This is a genomic window from Paenibacillus sp. J5C2022 (assembly GCF_025567625.1).
Taxonomy (GTDB): domain Bacteria; phylum Bacillota; class Bacilli; order Paenibacillales; family Paenibacillaceae; genus Pristimantibacillus.
This window is the reverse complement of record NZ_JAOQJC010000058.1, coordinates 1-18792: the sequence shown is the minus strand read 5'-3', so window position 1 is coordinate 18792 and position 18792 is coordinate 1. Positions and strand designations below refer to the sequence as shown.

Sequence of the window (18792 nt, the reverse complement as noted above, 5' to 3'; positions counted from 1 at the left end):
TCTACTATACAATACCTAAACACTAGGAACAATATTTTGTTAGAAAAATGTTAGACTATTTGTCGAATTTGGTCGGCACATCCTTCAACCCGACAAGCAGCTTCGTCAGCTCCTTCTCCAGCCGGGCCAGCAGTGCCTGCATGCTTTTCCCGGAAGACTGCTGGGCTTCGCCGTTCAGCCACTTCCCGGCTTCTCCGGCGGCATCCGCCAGCCCGTAAGCGGACAAGTAGCCGGCGGCTCCCTTCAACGTATGAAGCATGCGAATCGCAGCTTGCCGCTCGCCGTTATCCAGCTTTAACCGGAGCTGGTCCATGAACCGCTCATAGTCCATCTTGAATTGCCCGATCATATGGAGCAGAATTGATATTTTCCCGTTGACCCGTTCAAGCGCGCTCGCCACATCCATCCCCGCAATGCTGCCCAGCGATGAGGGAATGGCTGTAGTATGGCTATAGTAGGAAGATACGCCCGGCAGCAGCCCGCCGCCGTCCGTCACAGACAGCTTGCTGCCGCTGGCGGCCTCGTCCAGGCAGTACGTGATCGTCTCCTGCAGCGTATCCAGCGACAACGGCTTCGTGATGACATCGCGCATGCCGAGCCGGATATAATACTCATGGTCCTTCTTCACCATATTCGCCGTTACGGCAATGACCGGAATATGATCATACTCCCTCCTGCTCCTCATGATGCGGACGGCTTCCGTACCATCCATGACCGGCATATGAATATCCATCAGCACCAGATCCCACTGGCCTTCCGCCAGCACTTCCAGCGCCTCCTTGCCGTTCTCCGCCACCCCGACCTCGTAACCAAGCTCCTTCAACAGCTCGACCGCAACCAGCTGATTGATTTTGTTATCTTCCGCTAACAATATTCTAACAGTTGGCTGACATTCTTTCGACACGACCGCAATCTTCCTGTCCTCGGCTGTCTCTTGAACGTCTCTTCCCTTCTTCTCCAACGCCACATTCAGCGCGCGGCATAGCGCCAGTCGCGTCACGGGCTTGGTCAGTATCGCGATCGGCTGCTGATGCGATTGCAGCTGAAGCAGCTCGTCCCGGCCATAAGTCGTCGTGACGGCAATGATCGGGATCGCCGCTTCTTCCGCAGTTTGGCGGAATTCCAGCCATGTGTCGATTCCGTACATATCGGGCATCTCCATGTCCATGAGAAGCAGCAGCGGCCTGGCTCCTTCTCCGATGACACGCAGACGATCGCGTGCAGATTGCCAGCCATTGAACGTCAGGCTGGATACCCCCGCTCGCGCCAGCGTCTCTTCCCAGAAGCGCATCATCTGTGTGTTGTCCTCAACGATCCATATCGGCCGCTTGCTGCCGCTGTCGATCATGACGGCCGGCTGCTCCTGGCGGTAAGTGCTGATTGCGAACGGAAGAATGAAGCGGAATACGCTGCCGACGCCCTCCTCGCTGTTCACCTCAAGAGCTCCCCCCATAAGCTCCACCAGATTTTTTGAGATGACAAGACCGAGTCCCGTCCCTCCGAACTGTCTCGTCGTGGAGCTGTCGCCTTGCGTGAACGGCTGGAACAGCCGTCGCCGCTTCTCTTCGTTCATGCCGATTCCCGTATCTGCCACGGTGAAGGAGAGGCTGATCGCCTCCGCGCTGCGGCTTACCTTCTCGATCTCCAGCTTCACCATACCCATCGGGGTGAATTTAATGGCGTTCATGCACAGATTGAGCAGCACCTGCTCCAGCCTCATCGCATCGCCTACCAGCATATATTGCAGCTGTTCGGACTGGCGGATCATGAATTCGAACTGCTCCTTCCCGCCCATGAATACGCTTAGTCCGCTTGCCAGCTTCTCAAGCACTTCCTCCAGCTGGAACGGGAGCCGTTCCACTTCAATTTTGCCCGCTTCGATCTTGGAGAAGTCCAGCACATCGTTAATGATGCGCAGCAGACTCTCGGAGCTGGTCTCCATCTTATCCATATAATCGCGTTGAAGCGCCGTCAGCTCCATCTTGCGCATGAGCTGAGTCAGACCGATTATGCCGTTCAGCGGCGTCCGCACTTCATGGCTCATCATCGCCAGGAAGCGGCTCTTGGCCTTGTTCGCCTCTTCTGCCTCCAGCGTAGCGCGGACAAGCTCCTCCTGAACCAGCTTCTGCTCCGAGACGTCTCTGGCGATGCAGGAGAAGAACAGCTCGCCTGTCTGCGGATCGTTATGTGCGACTACGACCATCGATACGAACAGCGGCTCGCCGCCCCTCTTGAGCAGCTGCGCGCCGCTCTCCCAATAGCCGTACTCCTTGGCCAGCCTCGCCCCTTCCAGCAGCTGCTCGTACATTTGGGGATCGACATATTGCTCCACCGCAAGACTTTCCACCGTCCTGTCTTCATCGCTCAGACCCAACAGTTCCCTTCCGGCACGATTCATATAGATAATTCGGCCCTTCATATCCGCGGAAGCAATCAAGTCCTTGGCGGACTCCACGATATCCAGCAATCGATTACGCGCGTTCTCGACATGCTTGCGGTCCGTTATATCCCGAAGCATGCCTACGACGCCGGAGAATTTGCCGTCGCGGCTGTAAAGGCCGTTCGAGCTATGAAGCGTCGGCACACGCTTGCCGTCCTTGCGGATTACGGTCCACTCCCGTTCATACGAGAATTGCTCCTTGCGCAGCTCCTTGAACACTTCCAGCCCTGGAAGCACCTCCCTGCCCAGCAGTTGCGTCAGCCGCTCCGCTTCCTTGCGTATTTCCTCCGGGTCGATGAAGGTAAGCGGCGTCGCTTGTCCCACCAATTCCTCCGCTTGATAGTCCAGCATATCCTCGGCGGCTTTATTCATATGAATGACGCGATACTGATCATCCAGCACGATGAAGGCATATTGATTCTGATTAATGATCGCATTCAGCCGGTCGAACATCTCCTGCAGATGCTCCATCATGCCGTTGACGGAGCCCGCCAGCTTGCCGATCTCATCCCCTTCCGACGTATCCAGATGCTGCGCTTGGAATTGACCCGAAGCTGCCTGCTTGGTTACTTTCAGCACGCCTTCCAGACGCTTCACGATCCGTTCGAAGTACAGATAGAAGAACAGCGCAATAATGATCTCCGATGCGGCAATCGTCATTACCGTGCGCCAGAATACCGGTGCAAGCGGCGCCTCCAGCAGCCGCAGCGGCTCCTGAAGCGCCATCCGCCAAGGCGTGCCGGCCACCTTCGTATAGAACACGACATAGCTCTGTCCGCCCGACGCCAGCCTCACTTCTCCGCCATCGCCGCTCAGCATGCGGTTGGCAATGCCGCTGAAGAGAGACTCCCGATCCGTCAGAGAATTGGATGGGTGCAGCTCGGGATGCGTGCTGTAGATAAGCCCGCCCCGGTCATTGTAGAAAAATACCGGCGCCGGTCCATTGTCGAAGTCGAAGTATTCCTGGAAGGAGTCGTATCGAATAGAAGCATAGATGACACCGGTCACGACATCCGCATTATTATATACCGGCACGGCAATGATCGCTTGCCGCATATCCGAGAAGGTAGGGGTATAGGGGTCCGTCATATGGATCTCCCCCTTCTTCGCCGCATGATAGAACGACTCGAAGCCCTGATACAGCCTCTTGCCGTCGCTGCGCACCGCATTGCCCTGCATATCGATATAGCCGATGAAATGGTACTGGAACCCGTTGCGATCCAGCTCGCGCGCGAAGTAGTCCAGCCGCTGCTCCTCCGTGCCGAAGCGCACAGCGTCCGTCCTGCTCATAACCATCACTTCGGCCTTGCGGATATGCATCCACGCTGCGATATCGTTGCTCTCGCTGCGAAGCCTGCTCATCATTTTATCCTTCTCCGACTGCAGCAGCGACTGCTTCACTGCGGAGTAATTGCCGACGCCTGCCAGAAGCAAGGGAATAAGCGAGATCAATACGATGAGAAGCAAGCCTTTCGTTCTGAGCGACATCTTGTTCAACGGGCATCCCCCTTCGAATCCTTCATCGTTATGCCGTCAAGCCGCTCAGCCAGTCGCTCACTTCGTCGCGGGGCATCGGCTTCTTGAAGTAATATCCCTGCATAATGGAACAACCCGCCTCGCGCAAGTAAGCCAGCTGCTCCTCCGTCTCCACCCCTTCCGCGATCAACTGCACGTTCAACTGGCTCGCGAGCGAGATGATGCTGCTTACAATCGCCCGATTGGACGGAGATTCGTATTCCCTCATATATTGTCTGTCGATCTTAAGCGCATGGAACGGGATGCTGCCCACAGAGCCGAGGAACGTATTGCCGGCTCCGAAGTTGTCCATGGAGACGCGCACTCCCGCTTCCTGCAGCGGGCGAAGCTGCTTGCGCACCTCGGAAGACTGCTGCATAATCGCCGCTTCCGTCAATTCCAGCTCCAGCAATTCCGGCGGCAGGCCGGAATTGCCCAGCGCACTCATGACCATATCGTTGAGCCCGTAAGTCTCGAATACATGCACGGGCAGATTGACGGAGACGCCAAGCTTCTTGCCCCCATTGTCGTTCCACGACATGCAATCGCGGCAGGCTTGCTCCAGCACCCATCTGGTGATGGGCACAATGAGTCCGGATTCCTCCGCTATCGGGATGAACTCCTCCGGCGAGACGGCGCCAAGCTTCGGATGCGTCCAGCGCAGCAACGCCTCGAATCCGACCGGCCGGTTCGTAGCCGCGTTCCACTTCGGCTGGTAGTAGGTCGCTAATTGCTTGTGCATGAGCGCAGTGCGCAGTCCTTGTTCGATCTCCATCCTCCTTGCAAGCCTCGTATCCAGCTCAGCGTGAAAAGCTAGATATTGGTTCTTGCCCAGGCTCTTGGCATAATACAGCGCTGTGTCCGCCGCCTTCAGCAGCGCGCTGCGGCTTGTCCCATGCTGTGGGGAGTAGCTGATGCCGACGCTTCCCGTCACATACAACTCATTCCCCTCCAGAACATAGGGCATTCTAAGCTCCTCCAGCAGTTCTTCCGCCAACCCTTCCACGAGGCGATAATCCTCCATCTCTTCCAGTACGACAAGGAATTCGTCTCCCCCAAGCCGGAAGATGTGTCGGCCGTTCCCCTTCGCGAAGCCCTGCAGGCGAGTGCCCGCCTCTTGCACCAGCATGTCCCCGATGTCGTGACCGAACGTATCGTTCACCAGCTTGAACTGATCCAGATCGATGAACAGAACGGCATTGCTCTCGCCCACCTTCAGCTTCTCGTCGAAAAACTGGTTCATCGCGTGCCTGTTCGGCAGTCCGGTCAGAGGATCGTGGTACGCCATTCGCTTGAGCAGCAGCCGCTCCCAATACAATGCCAGCATCGTCGTCGCGATCATGAGCATCATAACGGAGGAAATCGCAATGAGCAGCTCCGTATCCATCCCCTGCTCCAATGCCGCCATCATCTGCTCCGGAGTCGCACACCAGAACGAAGCCGCCTCCATCCCGGTATAATGCATGCCGGCAATCGCGACGCCCATGGAGACGGCGGCAAGCAGCTTCAGCGGAATCTTCCCGCTCAGACGGCGGAATCGGATGAACAGATAGAGCGCCGCGTAAGATGACGCCACGGCAATGATTGCGGAGATAAGCCATAAGACGGGATCGTATTGAATCGTCATGTAAGGAGTATTCATGGAAGCCATACCGGTATAATGCATCGTGACAATACCGATTCCCATTAGCAGGCTTCCCGACAACAGCCGGGTTTTCGTGACGGCTGTCGCCATTGTAACGTAGAAAGCGAGAAGAGATGCGAGGACGCTGGCCAGAATCGACAATAGGGTCAGTGGAAGATTGTATTGCACGTCGATCCGGATATGAAAGGCCAGCATGCCGACGAAGTGCATCGTCCATACACCACTCCCCATGACGATACTGGATACCGCCAGCCACACAAGTCTGGCGTTCCCTCTGGATTGCGAAATTCGATAGCATAAGTTCAATGCGGAATACGAGGTGAATAGAGCGATTATAAATGATAGCGCTACAATCCAGCCGTTGTAGCTTCCTTGTATTTGGACCACGATATAACCTCCAATATTACTCAGTCCTGCCATGTGCATTAATAGTATAGCAATTGCTTGCTTAAGATTCGACATTTCCCGCAAGCTTTTTTTTATTTAAGATTAAGGTTTTTTGGAACAGCATTTGTTATAGTAATGTAGAAACTGTAAATTCGAAGGGAGCCTACAGGATGAATAACAAGGATTCGCTGAACAACGAGAATAAAGGGGATCAAGCGGACGAGCAGTCCGTCAAGAAAGAGCGCTACACGTACGAGGAGGAAACCGGGCCTGCCGCCGGGCAGCCTGCCTTGTCCGAAGAAGAGAAAGAGACGGACAAGCATCATCCGGAAGACGAGGTAGCCGCCGCTTCAGCTATCGCGGCCGCACCTGCCATTCCGGCGGAACCGCCGGCTCCTGTCGTCAAGAAGAGCCCTTGGGGGTGGATCCTCTTGTCCGCAGCGCTCGTCGTCGCGCTGGCCGTCGTCATCGTGAAGCCGCCGTTCGGCGCGGACAACAGCAATGTGGCGACAGTGAACGGCACGAATATTAAGAAGGAAGATCTGTACGAATTCATGGTGAAGCGTTACGGTGCCGCCACGCTGGATAACATGATTACGGAAGAGCTGGTCCGCCAGGAAGCGGATGCGGCGAGCGTTGCGATTACGGATGAGGACGTGACCAATCAGCTTGAAGCTTTGAAGCTCAGCTTCCCGTCCCAGGAAGTGTTCGATATGCAATTGATGCAAGCGGGCATTACGGAGGAGCAGCTGCGCGATGACATGCGCATGCAGACGTTGCTGATCAAGCTGCTGGAGCCGCAGACCGATGTAACCGATGAAGAAGTACAGCAATATTTCGACCAGAATAAAGCGACCTGGTCCACTCCGGAGCAAATCCGCGCTTCCCACATTCTTGTAGAGACGGAAGAAGAAGCGAAAGCGATAGTTGCCGAGCTGGAAGGCGGCGCGGACTTCGGAGAGCTGGCGAAGGAGAAATCCAAGGATGAAGGGTCTGCTGTTGCCGGCGGAGATCTGAACTTCTTCGGAAGAGGCCAGATGGTGAAGGAATTCGAGGATGCGGCCTTCGCCCTTGAGGTGAACGAAGTGAGCGATATCGTCCAGTCGAGCTTCGGTTATCACATCATTAAGAAGACGGACAGCAAGGCCGCTTCGGAACCGGTCTTCGAGGAGAAGAAGGAAGCGATCCGCACGATGCTGCTCACCCAGGAAGCCAATCCGCTGTCCAATGCGTGGCTGCAGGAGAAGCGCGAGAAAGCCGTCATCTCGAATACGCTTGAGGAGGAATCGGAAGCTGCCGAGAAAGCAGGCAGCGAAAGCAACGAAAGCAGCGATACTTCGGCGGAATAATACGCCGTTATCATCGCAATCCGGGCCGATTGATTGAGGATACCCCCGTATCTTCATCCAATCGGCCCTTTACTCATTGCTTCGCTTCAGTCAAAATAGAACGTAACGTTTATTTTTTTGATGGAGGTTATGATTGTGAGTCAATTTGAAGTAAGCACATATGAGGATACGTATACAATATACGAGTTGAAGGAGCCGGGCACCTCGTCCAGCGTGCGGGTCTGCCCGGAACGGGGCGGCATCGTCATCGGCTGCCAGTTGCACGGAGAAGAGCTCTTCTATCTGGACAAAGCGACCTTCGAGCACCCTACCGCCAATATTCGGGGAGGCAATCCCATCCTATTCCCCATCTGCGGCCAACTGGAGAATAAGAGCTACGAATGGGAAGGCACACGTTACGAGATGGCCAATCACGGCGTCGCGCGCACATCGCCATGGGAAGTTGTCGGCACGAGTACGAACGGAGAAGCGTCGGTCACGCTGCGCCTGCGCAGCAACGAGGAGACGCTGGCTGCTTATCCCTTCAACTTCGAGCTGGAATTTACATACGCGCTTATCGGCGGTGAGCTGCATACTCGCCAGCACTACCGCAATTGCGGACAAGCGGGCTCCGGCGCTATGCCGTTCTATGCAGGATTCCACCCTTACTTCGCCATTGAAGGCAGCAAAGCGATCCCGTACGACACCGACGCCACGCGCTATGTGGATTACAACGACAACGTGGAGAAGCCGTTCACCGGCGTAGTCGATCTGGAGAATCTGGTGGAATCCGTCTGCCTGCTGGACGCCAGGAAGAGCGAGATCGCCTTCCCGATTCGCGATGGCGTGAAGGTGCGACTTCGCTATGACGATTCCTTCAAATATGTTGTGCTGTGGTCGGTGAAGGATCGTCCCTTCGTCTGCGTAGAGCCGTGGATGGCCGAGACGGGTGAGCTGAACCGTCAGGAAGAGCTGGTCTTGCTGGAAGCCGGAGAGACGCGCTCCTGCAACTTCGTGATTAGCCGCGTGTAACGAATGCAGACATGCCATAAAGCCCCACGAAGTGGGGCTCTGCTTCGAAGCCTACTGGGTCCTTTACGGGGACCCCGGAACTTACAAGCCATTACTCGGGCAGCCGGGACAGCGGTCGATTACGGCCGTTTCCCGACTGCCCTTATGCTATATGTACAGGTTGAGTGCACGATGAGCCTTCGAATCCCTATCGCGCATTGGCGATTGAGCTATTGGTATCATCCGGCATGCCTATTCAGCATCCGCATCCTGTCAGTACCCTTCACCCCTGCCGCCGGTCACGATTGCGATGCTGGAACTGGCGCCGATTCTCGTCGCCCCTGCCGCAATCATCGCCTGCGCCGTCTCCAGATCGCGAACGCCTCCCGATGCCTTCACGCCGAGCTCTGGCCCGACCGTGCTTCGCATCAGTGCAATGTCCGCTGTCGTGGCTCCGCCTTTCCCGAATCCGGTCGATGTCTTCACGAAGTCCGCTCCCGCGCGCTTGGACAGCTCGCATGCCGCAACCTTCTCCTCATCCGTCAGCATGCCCGTCTCCAGTATGACCTTCAGCGCCGCCTTGCCTTTGCACGCTTCCGCGACGGCTGCAATATCCGCCTCCACCGCCTCCAGATCGCCCGACTTCAGCTTGCCGATATTGAGCACCATATCCACTTCCGTCGCACCGTCCGCGATCGCTTGAGCGGCTTCGAACGCCTTGGACGCCGAACTTGTCGCACCAAGCGGGAATCCGACTACCGTCGTCACGCCGACAGCGGACCCCTTCAGCTCTTCCGCGGCAAGCTTCACCCAGCCGGCATTGACGCATACGGTAGCGAACGAATAGTCCCGCGCTTCCTCGCACAGCTTCCCAATCTCCGCCGCCGTAGCGTCGGCCTTCAACAATGTATGATCGATCATCGCCGCTATGCTCTCCGCCGATGCTTGTAATGCACGATCCATGGCATTTGCCTCCCTGTTCTGTTCTGCTGTTCTGATTCGTTCAATGTGGTTTCATTATACGGGACGCTTGCCCAAAGCTCAACTTTCCTAGTATTTACAATACCTTTGGAATCTTATTACAGATACACCCCGGTCTTAGCCGAATAGATACACCCTGAGAACCGAATGCTAAATAAGCTGGAGGGATGATCAATGATGGCCATGGTAAGAAGACGCTGGGTCTGGGTATGGATAGTCGCATGCTTGATGCTTTCGCTCGTTGTTGTCCGCAGCGCTGCAGCTTCGGTCGACGAAAACAGCCAGCCTGCCGCCTCTGCTCACATTACGATACTTCACACGAACGATATGCATGCGCGCGCGACGGAAGGCTCGCACGGGGAGCTTGGCTTCGCCAAAATCGCGGGCATCGTGGATGCCTACAGGGAAGCGAATCCTCATACGCTCTTCCTGGATGCCGGCGATGCCATTCACGGCACAACCTTCGCTACGCTCGTAGGCGGCAAGAGTGTCGTCCAGGCCATGAACGGTATGAGTTACGATGCGATGGCGCCGGGCAACCACGAATTCAATTACGGCACGGACCATCTGCTTGCGCTCTCCAGGCAGCTGAATTTCCCGATTATAAGCGCTAACGTTAGGAACGAAGCGGGTGAACGGATATTCGATCCCTATATGATGAGAGAAATCGCAGGAATCAAGCTGGGCATATTCGGACTGTCCACTCCCGAGACAGCTTACAAGTCGCACCCCGGCAACGTGAAGGGCATCGCCTTCACGGACCCCGTAAAGGAAGCACGGCTGATCGTGGATGAGCTGGCGCCGAAAGCGGACATTATCATCGCGCTCGCTCATCTCGGTGTTGACGAGTCCAGCGCCGATACAAGCCTTCGCGTTGCGCAGCAGGTGAAGGGCATCGATCTCTTCATCGATGGACATAGCCATACCGTTCTGGAGGAAGGGCTGGAGACGGAAGGCGGGACGCTCATCGCCAGTACCGGCGAATATACGCAGCATGTCGGCGTCGTCGATCTGTGGGTAGAGCAAGGCCGCTTGGTGAAGAGAGACGCCAAGCTGCTGAATGCAGAGTCGGCAGCGGTAATTGCCCCTAACGCGAAGGTTGCGGAGCTTGTCGCTGTCATTCAGAAGAAGCAGGAGCATATATTGGCGGAAGAGGTCGGGACTGCGGCGGTGCATCTGGAGGGAGAGCGAGAGTTCGTACGCGCAGGAGAGACCAATCTCGGCAACCTCATTGCAGACGCCCTGCTCCATGTGACAGGAGCGGATGTCGCGCTGATGAACGGCGGAGGCATACGCTCTTCTATCGATGAAGGAGTTATTACCAATGGAGAGATCATTACTGTGCTTCCATTCGGCAACCAGATTGTGACGCTGGAAGTGAAGGGCAGACATATGAGAGAAGCGCTGGAGAACGGCGTAGCCGATTATCCCCATCCAAGGGGCGCATTCCCGCAAGTTGGCGGCATGAGCTTCAAGATCGATTCTGCCGGAGAGAAGGGCAATCGCGTCCACGACGTCATGATCGGCGGCATGCCGCTGAAGGACGACGCCATCTACACGCTGGCCACGAACGACTTCCTGGCAGCCGGGGGCGATGAATACACGATGCTGGGCGGCTATCCGCAAGCCGGCATGTTCGGCTCCCTCGACGAGGCTCTAACCGCCTACATCCAGCATCTCGGTACGGCCAGCCCGTCGCTGGAAGGACGCATAGCGGAAGAGAGCAAGCCCGCTGAGACCGAGCCGCAGAAGCTGGCAGGCCTCCCTATCCACTATCCGGCGGATGTGGAGGCCTGTTCCCCCTGTGTGTCCGGTGGCTCAGTACCTAGACGGTAGCCGCTTCCTTCGCCTGCCAATAACGCTCGCTGCCCGGCAAGTCGTCGAACCATGCCGCATCTTCCGGACAATCCAACACCATGAATTGCCCATATTGCCCCTCTCGCGACTGATGATACTTCAAGTAGGCCTTGCCGCCCTCAATCGCCAGTATCTCGATCTTGCCGGAGGAATGACTCATCGACAGTCTGACCCGCTTGCCGAGACCGCTCGTCATAGCCTTGGCTTCCTCGACTACCCGGTACGCCCGCTCAAGCGATACGACAAAGTCGCGATTGCCCGCAACCGGGCGGTTAATAAAGAAGTAATACGGCGTTACGCCCGCCCATGACAGCTGATCCAGCAGCTCAGACAGTACTTGGGGATCGTCGTTAATGCCCCGGATGATCGGCGTCTGATTCACGACGATCGCTCCCGCGTTGTGCAGCGCCTCGAAGCCGCGCTTCGCCTCCTCCGTAATCTCCCTCGGGTGATTGATATGGGCCATGACATAGATTCGCTTCTCCGGGGTAGAGAATTCCGAGATGAGCTGCAGCAGCGCTTCATCTTCATAGATGCGCATCGGATTGAACACCGGGATCTTGCTTCCCAGACGGATAATCTTCACATGGTCGATGCTGCGCAGCCGTTCGAAGATGGTCCGAAGCTTCGGCGTGCCCAGAATCAGGCTGTCTCCTCCCGTCAGCAACACGTTGTTAATCTCGGGATGCTCTTCAATGTATGCGAGTCCCGGCTCCACATTGGAGACGGCTTCCTTCACGTCATTGCGGAACAGCCGCTTGCGGAAGCAATAGCGGCAATACGCCCCGCATACTTCCGATACGATAAGCAGCGCGGTCGTCCGGTACTTATGCTGGCAGCCCGGCACGACGTAATTGGCTTCCTCGTCCGAGGCATCCCACTTGCCGTATTCCATCAGCTCGCCTTCGTTCGGAATAACGAGCCTGCGGATTGGATCGTCGGGATCACTCCAATCGATCAACGACAAGTAATAATCGTTCACCCTGAACGCGAACTTCTCCGTAATTGGCTTTAGCAGTTCCCGCTCGCGCTCCGGAATTTCTGCAATCTTGTCCAGCTTCATAATGTATTTTGGCTGCGGCATACAAACTCCTCCTCAGAATTTGGTCTGCGCGTTATGCCAGTGGATGGTACCGATCCCCACAAAAATGACCCCAGCATTCGGACGCAAGCGGTCCGAGCATCTTCAAGCGGAGCGGGCAGGTTCATCCTGCCCGAATCCACCCTTGATGCACCAGGGTCAGATCAAACGTATTCACGATTCACTATGCTTGTGACCCATCCACTGCCGACGAGGTTAGCTGACGGACTCGGGTAAGATGGTCCCCTAAGACGAGCGCTGCCGCTCATCTATTCGCCCCGTGCGCAGCTGCCAGGCAGCTTCGCAACAATTGGTTCCCCCGCTTTCCGATCCATAGCATCGGAAATTAAGCGCAATTCCAGTGTAAGTCAACATTTGACAGACGTCAACCGCTCCGGACGTGATTCAACAGCATTCACAATGTTTTAACGTTGTGCTGAAGCCGGTCAGTGTGCGGCAGTTGCAAATTGCGCCGCATGCAGACGGCTGTATATGCCGCCCGCCGATACCAGTTCATCATGGCGGCCCTGCTCGCTTATGCCGTCTTCCGTTACCACGACAATTCTATCCGCATTTTTGATCGTGGCAAGCCGGTGGGCAATGACCAGTGTCGTACGCCCTGCGGACAACTCGGTCAGCGATTGCTGAATCGCCGCTTCCGTCTCGGTGTCGAGCGCTGAAGTCGCTTCATCCAGAATAAGAATCGGCGGATTTTTCAGGAACATTCTGGCGATTGCCAGACGCTGCTTCTGACCTCCGGACAGCTTGACGCCGCGTTCCCCTACGACCGTCTCGAGTCCCTGTGGCTGATCCATGATAAAGCTCTCCAGCTGCGCACGGCGCGCTGCAGCCCATATCTCCTCGTCGCTGGCATCCAGCTTGCCGTAGGCGATATTTTCACGAATGGTGCCTCCGAACATGAATACATCCTGTTGAACAATGCCAATCCCTCTGCGCAGAGACTCCAGCTTCATCTCTTGAATGTCGTAGCCATCCACGGTGATGCTTCCCTCATCCAGCTCATAGAAGCGCGGCAGCAAGCTGCACAGCGTCGTCTTGCCCGCACCGGACGGCCCTACGAAGGCAACCGTCTCTCCGGCTTTAATAGCGAGGTTGATGCCGCGAAGCACTTTCGTTTCTCCTTCATAGCCGAACGTCGCATTGTGATATTGGATATCGCCTTTCAGCTGATCCACTGCTATGGCGCCGGGAGCGTCCACAATGTCCGGCTTCGTATCCATCAGCTCCATGTAGCGCTTAAATCCGGCAATGCCTTTCGGATAGCTTTCGATAACGGCATTAATTTTCTCGATCGGCTTGAAAAATATGTTCGTCAGCAGCAGGAAGGTGAAGAAATCGCCGTAGTTCATCCCTTTCTGCAGCACATAGTAGGCGCCCGCCAGGAGGGCGAACAGCGATACAAGTCTCATTAGCATATAGGTGATGGAATTGTTCATGCTTATAATTTTGTAGGACAGGATCTTCGCCAGGCGGAAGCGCAGATTATTCTCCATGAACAGCTTCGCTTCATGCTTTTCGTTGGCGAACGATTGCACAACTCGAATGCCGCCCACCGTATCCTCTACCCTTGCGTTGAAATCTGCCATATCCTTCAGCAGCCTCTGAACCGCTACCGTCATTTTCTTGTTGAAGAACAGAACCAACCACAATATAAGCGGCACAATTGCGAAGGTGAGCAGCGCAAGCTCGGGGTTAATATAGACCATGATGCCAAGCGCACCGAGCAGCGTCATGATGGCAATAAACATATCCTCCGGGCCGTGGTGGGCCACCTCGCCGATCTCGAACAGATCGTTGGTCATGCGGGAAAGCAGATGGCCCGTCTTATTGTTATCAAAGAAGCGGAACGACATCTTCTGAATATGATTGAACAGCCGCCGTCGCATCTCCGTCTCGATATTGATGCCCAACATATGTCCCCAGTAGTTGACGACAAAGGTAAGCATCGTATTAATTGCATAAATGACGAGTAGCACCGCGCATGCGGACACGATGAGCCCCCAATCTCCGTCCGGCAGCACCTCTCTTATTACATAGCCAACCGCGACCGGAAAGACAAGCTCCAGCATCGCGAGCAGCACCGCGCTGAAGAAATCCATCAGGAACAATCTCTTATGCGGCTTATAGTAGGAAAAAAATCGTCGCAGCATTCTTTACTCCTCTTCTTTCTTCTTTCTTCTTTCTTCTTTTTTCTTTCTTCTTTCTTCTTTCTTCTTTCTTCTCTTTTCTGGCTTTTGGCTTTTGGCTTGACAACAGCCACTGCCTTAGCCATTGCCACAGTCACGGTCACAGTCACAGCACAGCACAGTCACAGCACAGTCACAGCACAGTCACAGATGATAATCGTTATCAATTAAATGGTATAGGATTGAAGAGCAGCTGTCAATCCAAGCTTAGCTTTAAACTAAAAATTACTTCGTATCACATATACCCTTACTGATTCAATTTGTATCCATTTACTGGATTTGATGCCCTTAGTTTTATTGATTTTGCTACTCTCGATACAATCAACTGGATTTTATGCCCTTAGTTTTATTCATTTGCTGCTCTCGATACAATCAACTGGATTTTATGCCCTTAGTTTTATTCATTTGCTGCTCTCGATACAATCAACTGGATTTTATGCCCTTAATTCTATTGATAGTAGGAAAATTGTGCTTTTTCACATGATTCAACTGTACTATTTCCATTTATTCAATGACAAATAAACAAATCCGGTTGCAACAACTGCATAAAATCCATTTAGTATGTTTCTTACGGCGTCCTTCATACTTTTTCCTAAATTCCAACCGAGGTCACATTGTCTACAACCCGCCATTCGCCTACTTTCCACTCTCCAACCGAGGTCACATCGTTTACAGCCCAGCATTCGCCCTCTTTCCACTTTTCAACCGAGGTCACATTGTCTACAACCCGCCATTCGCCTACTTTCCACTCTCCAACCGAGGTCACATCGTTTACAGCCCAGCATTCGCCCTCTTTCCACTCTCCAACCGAGGTCACAATGTCTACAGCCCGCCATTCGCCTACTTTCCACTTTCCAACCGAGGTCACATCGCTTATTTCACCGTAATAATAACGGAATCGTCTTCCCATTTTTGACCTGCAGCTTCTCATTGTGCTTGTCTACAAGCGTTCCCCATATTTATGTTCATCAAAGAAGATACGTTTCAGAATGTTTGTCTCCATACTCTTAACTTACCAAAAAAACTGAGACGCAAGACAACCCCAATCCGAGAGTTCCTAAAATGTGGTGAGAAAACCTCTGTCGAGTCTCATCGAAGATGAGCGACCGCATGCAAAGGTGGTTTTATCGCCAATAAGAATTTTGGATTTCGAGCATCTCGAAAACTTACATATTTGGTGTAAAAAAATACCGCTCCCAATGGTGCACTACGGGAGCGGTATTCACTAAATGACTGAAATGAAAGTCCGATACGGATAAGACCTACAGCAATTCCTTGCGAAGATCGTAGGCGGACTTGGGAGACAGGTGGCCGAGCGGAATATCGAACACTGTCTTGGCGCCTGCTTGTCCTTCTTGCGACAGACGATGAGCTGCGCGGGCATAAGCGATCAGCACGCTTGCCGTGAACTCCGGATTGCTCTCCAGCTTCAGGCCGAACTCGATAATCTGCGTCGTATTTTCGCCCGTCTTGCCGCTGCGAAGCACCATGCCGCCGTGCGGCATGGAGGAATGATTCTGCTTCATTTCCTCTTCGCTAATGAACTCCACAGTCGTATCGTAGTCTGCGAAGTAGTTAGGCATGGATACGATCTCTTGCTTGATCGATTCCAGATCGGCGCCTTCTTCCGCCACGATATAACAGGAGCGAATATGCTTCTCTCTTGTGCTCAGCTCAGGATTCTCACCGTTGCGAACGCGATTCACAGCCGATTCGCTAGGAATCGTATATTGCACGCCGCGCTTCACGCCCTTCACACGGCGAATGGCATCGGAATGCCCTTGGCTGACACCCTTGCCCCAGAACGTATACTCGTTGCCCTCAGGCAGAATGGACTCTGCAAGCAGGCGATTCATGGAGAATAAGCCCGGGTCCCAGCCTGTGGAGATAACGCCGACGCGACCGTTTGCACGAGCCACGCTGTCCACTTCCTCGAAGTACTCCGGAATTTTCGCATGCGTATCGAAGCTGTCTACAAAGTTGAACATACGAGCGAATTGAGGGCCTTGCTCCGGCAAGTCTGTCGCGGAACCCCCGCACAAGATCATCACATCGATATCGTTCTTGAACTTCTCGGCATCATCAATCGCATACACCTTCGCCTCGGAAGGAATCGTGGAAGGGTCTCTTCTCGTAAATACGGCATCCAGCCTCATATCCGGATTTTGACGAATGGCAAGCTCAACGCCGCGGCCCAGATTGCCATACCCGACTATCCCAATACGGATCTGCTCCTTCATGCTGTCACACACCTTTTCCTCTAAAGTATTGTCGTCGCTACACCCAGCCTCTCGCTTCCATCGCGGAAGCGATCCGCTTGATTGCGATCATGTACGCAGCCGTTCGCAGATCCACCTTGAACTGCTTGGCCAAGTCACGCACTGACTGATATGACTGTATCATATTTCCCTGAAGCTTCTCCAGTACTTCTTCTTCGCTCCAATAGAAATGCTGCAAGTTCTGCACCCATTCGAAGTAGGAGACCGTTACGCCGCCGGCGTTGGCCAGCACGTCCGGAATGACAATGATGCCCTTCTCCGACAGGACGCGATCCGCTTCAGGCGTCGTCGGTCCGTTCGCCGCTTCCGCAACCAGCTTCGCTTTAATCCGCTTAGCGTTGCTGGAAGTAATGACATTCTCCAAAGCAGCCGGCACGAGAATATCAACGTCCAGCTCTAGCAGCGCTTCATTGGAGATATGCTGCGCCCCGCTATAGTCGGCAATCGAAGCGTTATCCTTCAATTGCTCCAGCACAGCAACATCCAGCCCTTGCGGCTGATAGACGCCGCCCTTGGAGTCGCTTACTGCTACAACTTTGCAGCCAGCTTCCGCCAGCAACCTTGCAGCAATCCGTCCCGCGTTGCCGAAGCCTTGAATAGCGACCGTTGCTGTGTTAGCCGGAATGCCCATATCCTCAAGAGCTGCGAGAATCGTATACACGCATCCTTGCGCCGTGGCTTCATTCCGTCCCTTGGAGCCGCCAATGATAAGTGGCTTTCCTGTAATGACGCCAGGCGAATATACGCCCTTCATCCGGCTGTATGTGTCCATCATCCAGCCCATTGTCTGCGCATTCGTGTACACGTCCGGAGCGGGGATATCCTTGTCCGGCCCCACGAAGTCGGCAATAGCTTCCATGAAGCCGCGGCTAATCCGTTCCAGTTCCGCCTTGCTGTGCTCGCGCGGGTTGCAGATGACGCCGCCTTTGCCTCCGCCATAAGGCAGGCCCACTACGCCGCACTTGAAGCTCATCCACATGGAGAGTGCCTTCACCTCATCGAGCGATACCTCAGGATGGAAGCGAATGCCACCTTTAGTCGGACCGACGGCATCGTTATGCTGCGATCGGTATCCTTGGAATACACGGACAGAGCCGTCGTCCATCTTCACGGAGAAGCTGACGGAGAGGACACGCTTCGGGTTTTTCAAGATGTGGATAATATGCTCCGGCAGGTTCAACAGCTTCGCAGCAGTGTCTACCTGCTGTTGAGCAATTTCATAGGGATTCAATGTTTCTTGCATAGTTGCTACTGTCATCCTTCATTCGACCTTTCGATTCTAGTTTTCGACTCCATTTGTCAGCCGCTTTTTTGATTCTACCCGACAATAAAGCATTTTTAAAGATTTTATTATCGAAAAAATGCAAATTTTTCATAAAAAAGTCCATTCATCTGTAACGAAAAATTCATACTTCACATGTTATGTAACTTCACATAAGCATCAGAAACCGACAAAAAATGCAAAGTAAAAACGCCTTTCGGCGTTCGAACATTTCAAGCATTTGTACGATTTTTCATACATCCCCCGGTGTATGAGGGGGGCTACACTTTATACGATTTATCGTACAAACTGCCATTTTCAGGCACTCTAGCCGGGGGATTTGTACGATTTCTCATACAATCCTCGGCGGCTGAGGGATTGTGGGATATATTTTGTACGATTTATCGTACAAACTGCCACTTTCAGGCACTCTAGCCGGGGGATTTGTACGATTTTTCATACAATCCTCAGCGGCTGAGGGCTTGTGGGCTACATTTTGTACGATTTATCGTACAAACTGCCACTTTCAGGCACTCTAGCCGAGGGATTTGTACGATTTTTCATACAACCCTCGGCGGCTTTGGGCTTGTGGGATACATTTTATACGATTTATCGTACAAACTGCCATTTTCAGGCACTCTAGCCGGGGGATTTGTACGATTTTTCATACAATCCTCGGCGGCTGAGGGCTTGTGGGATACATTTTGTACGATTTATCGTACAAACTGCCACTTTCAGGCACTCTAGCCGAGGGATTTGTACGATTTTTCATACAAACCTTAGCATTACAAGGCAATCGT

The 18792-nt window shown here is 54.0% G+C and carries 11 protein-coding genes and 1 riboswitch; of the genes, 3 read left to right on the top strand and 8 right to left on the bottom strand.

Annotation, left to right across the window (positions count from 1 at the left end):
• Nucleotides 1-55: 55 nt before the first annotated feature.
• Both M6D81_RS28990 and M6D81_RS28985 read right to left on the bottom strand, forming a co-directional pair.
• Nucleotides 56-3928, bottom strand: a complete 3873-nt coding sequence (locus M6D81_RS28990) for a response regulator (RefSeq protein WP_262680893.1) — start codon at nucleotides 3926-3928, stop codon at nucleotides 56-58.
• Nucleotides 3929-3965: 37 nt separating this feature from the next.
• Nucleotides 3966-5987 (bottom strand): putative bifunctional diguanylate cyclase/phosphodiesterase, encoded by a 2022-nt coding sequence (locus tag M6D81_RS28985; protein ID WP_262680860.1) that lies wholly within the window; start codon nucleotides 5985-5987, stop codon nucleotides 3966-3968.
• 170 nt (nucleotides 5988-6157) lie between these two features.
• Here M6D81_RS28985 and M6D81_RS28980 point away from each other — a divergent pair, with 170 nt between their 5' ends.
• Nucleotides 6158-7336: a peptidylprolyl isomerase gene (locus tag M6D81_RS28980; RefSeq protein ID WP_262680858.1), complete on the top strand. Its 1179-nt coding sequence runs from the start codon at nucleotides 6158-6160 to the stop codon at nucleotides 7334-7336.
• 129 nt (nucleotides 7337-7465) lie between these two features.
• Entirely contained in the window at nucleotides 7466-8347 is an 882-nt protein-coding gene (locus M6D81_RS28975) for an aldose epimerase family protein (RefSeq protein ID WP_262680856.1), read from the top strand.
• A gap of 252 nt (nucleotides 8348-8599) precedes the next feature.
• Here M6D81_RS28975 and deoC read toward each other — a convergent pair whose 3' ends face one another.
• Nucleotides 8600-9289 carry a deoxyribose-phosphate aldolase gene (gene deoC / locus M6D81_RS28970; RefSeq protein ID WP_262680854.1) on the bottom strand — a complete coding sequence of 230 codons (690 nt, stop codon included), beginning with the start codon at nucleotides 9287-9289 and terminating at the stop codon, nucleotides 8600-8602.
• A 192-nt stretch (nucleotides 9290-9481) separates the two neighbouring features.
• Between deoC and M6D81_RS28965 the strand changes: the two genes are divergently transcribed.
• Nucleotides 9482-11143, top strand: a complete 1662-nt coding sequence (locus M6D81_RS28965; protein WP_262680852.1) for a bifunctional metallophosphatase/5'-nucleotidase — start codon at nucleotides 9482-9484, stop codon at nucleotides 11141-11143.
• Here the strand turns inward: M6D81_RS28965 and M6D81_RS28960 are convergent.
• The 5 genes from M6D81_RS28960 to M6D81_RS28940 all read right to left on the bottom strand — a co-directional run bounded on the left by M6D81_RS28960 (nucleotide 11133) and on the right by M6D81_RS28940 (nucleotide 17974).
• Nucleotides 11133-12248 carry a KamA family radical SAM protein gene (locus M6D81_RS28960; RefSeq protein WP_262680850.1) on the bottom strand — a complete coding sequence of 372 codons (1116 nt, stop codon included), beginning with the start codon at nucleotides 12246-12248 and terminating at the stop codon, nucleotides 11133-11135. The genes M6D81_RS28965 and M6D81_RS28960 overlap by 11 nt on opposite strands.
• 187 nt (nucleotides 12249-12435) lie before the next feature.
• Nucleotides 12436-12608, bottom strand: a riboswitch (cyclic di-AMP (ydaO/yuaA leader).
• Nucleotides 12609-12691: 83 nt separating this feature from the next.
• A complete protein-coding gene (locus M6D81_RS28955) occupies nucleotides 12692-14416 on the bottom strand; it encodes an ABC transporter ATP-binding protein (RefSeq protein WP_262680848.1) in 1725 nt (574 codons plus the stop codon).
• A gap of 628 nt (nucleotides 14417-15044) precedes the next feature.
• A complete protein-coding gene (locus tag M6D81_RS28950) occupies nucleotides 15045-15362 on the bottom strand; it encodes a hypothetical protein (RefSeq protein ID WP_262680846.1) in 318 nt (105 codons plus the stop codon).
• Nucleotides 15363-15714: 352 nt separating this feature from the next.
• The gene (locus M6D81_RS28945) at nucleotides 15715-16692 is read right to left on the bottom strand and encodes a diaminopimelate dehydrogenase (RefSeq protein WP_262680845.1); all 978 of its coding nucleotides are present in this window, start codon (nucleotides 16690-16692) and stop codon (nucleotides 15715-15717) included.
• Nucleotides 16693-16729: 37 nt separating this feature from the next.
• On the bottom strand, nucleotides 16730-17974 hold the full coding sequence (locus tag M6D81_RS28940; RefSeq protein ID WP_262680843.1) for a Glu/Leu/Phe/Val family dehydrogenase: 1245 nt from the start codon (nucleotides 17972-17974) through the stop codon (nucleotides 16730-16732).
• Between the last annotated feature and the right edge of the window lie 818 nt (nucleotides 17975-18792).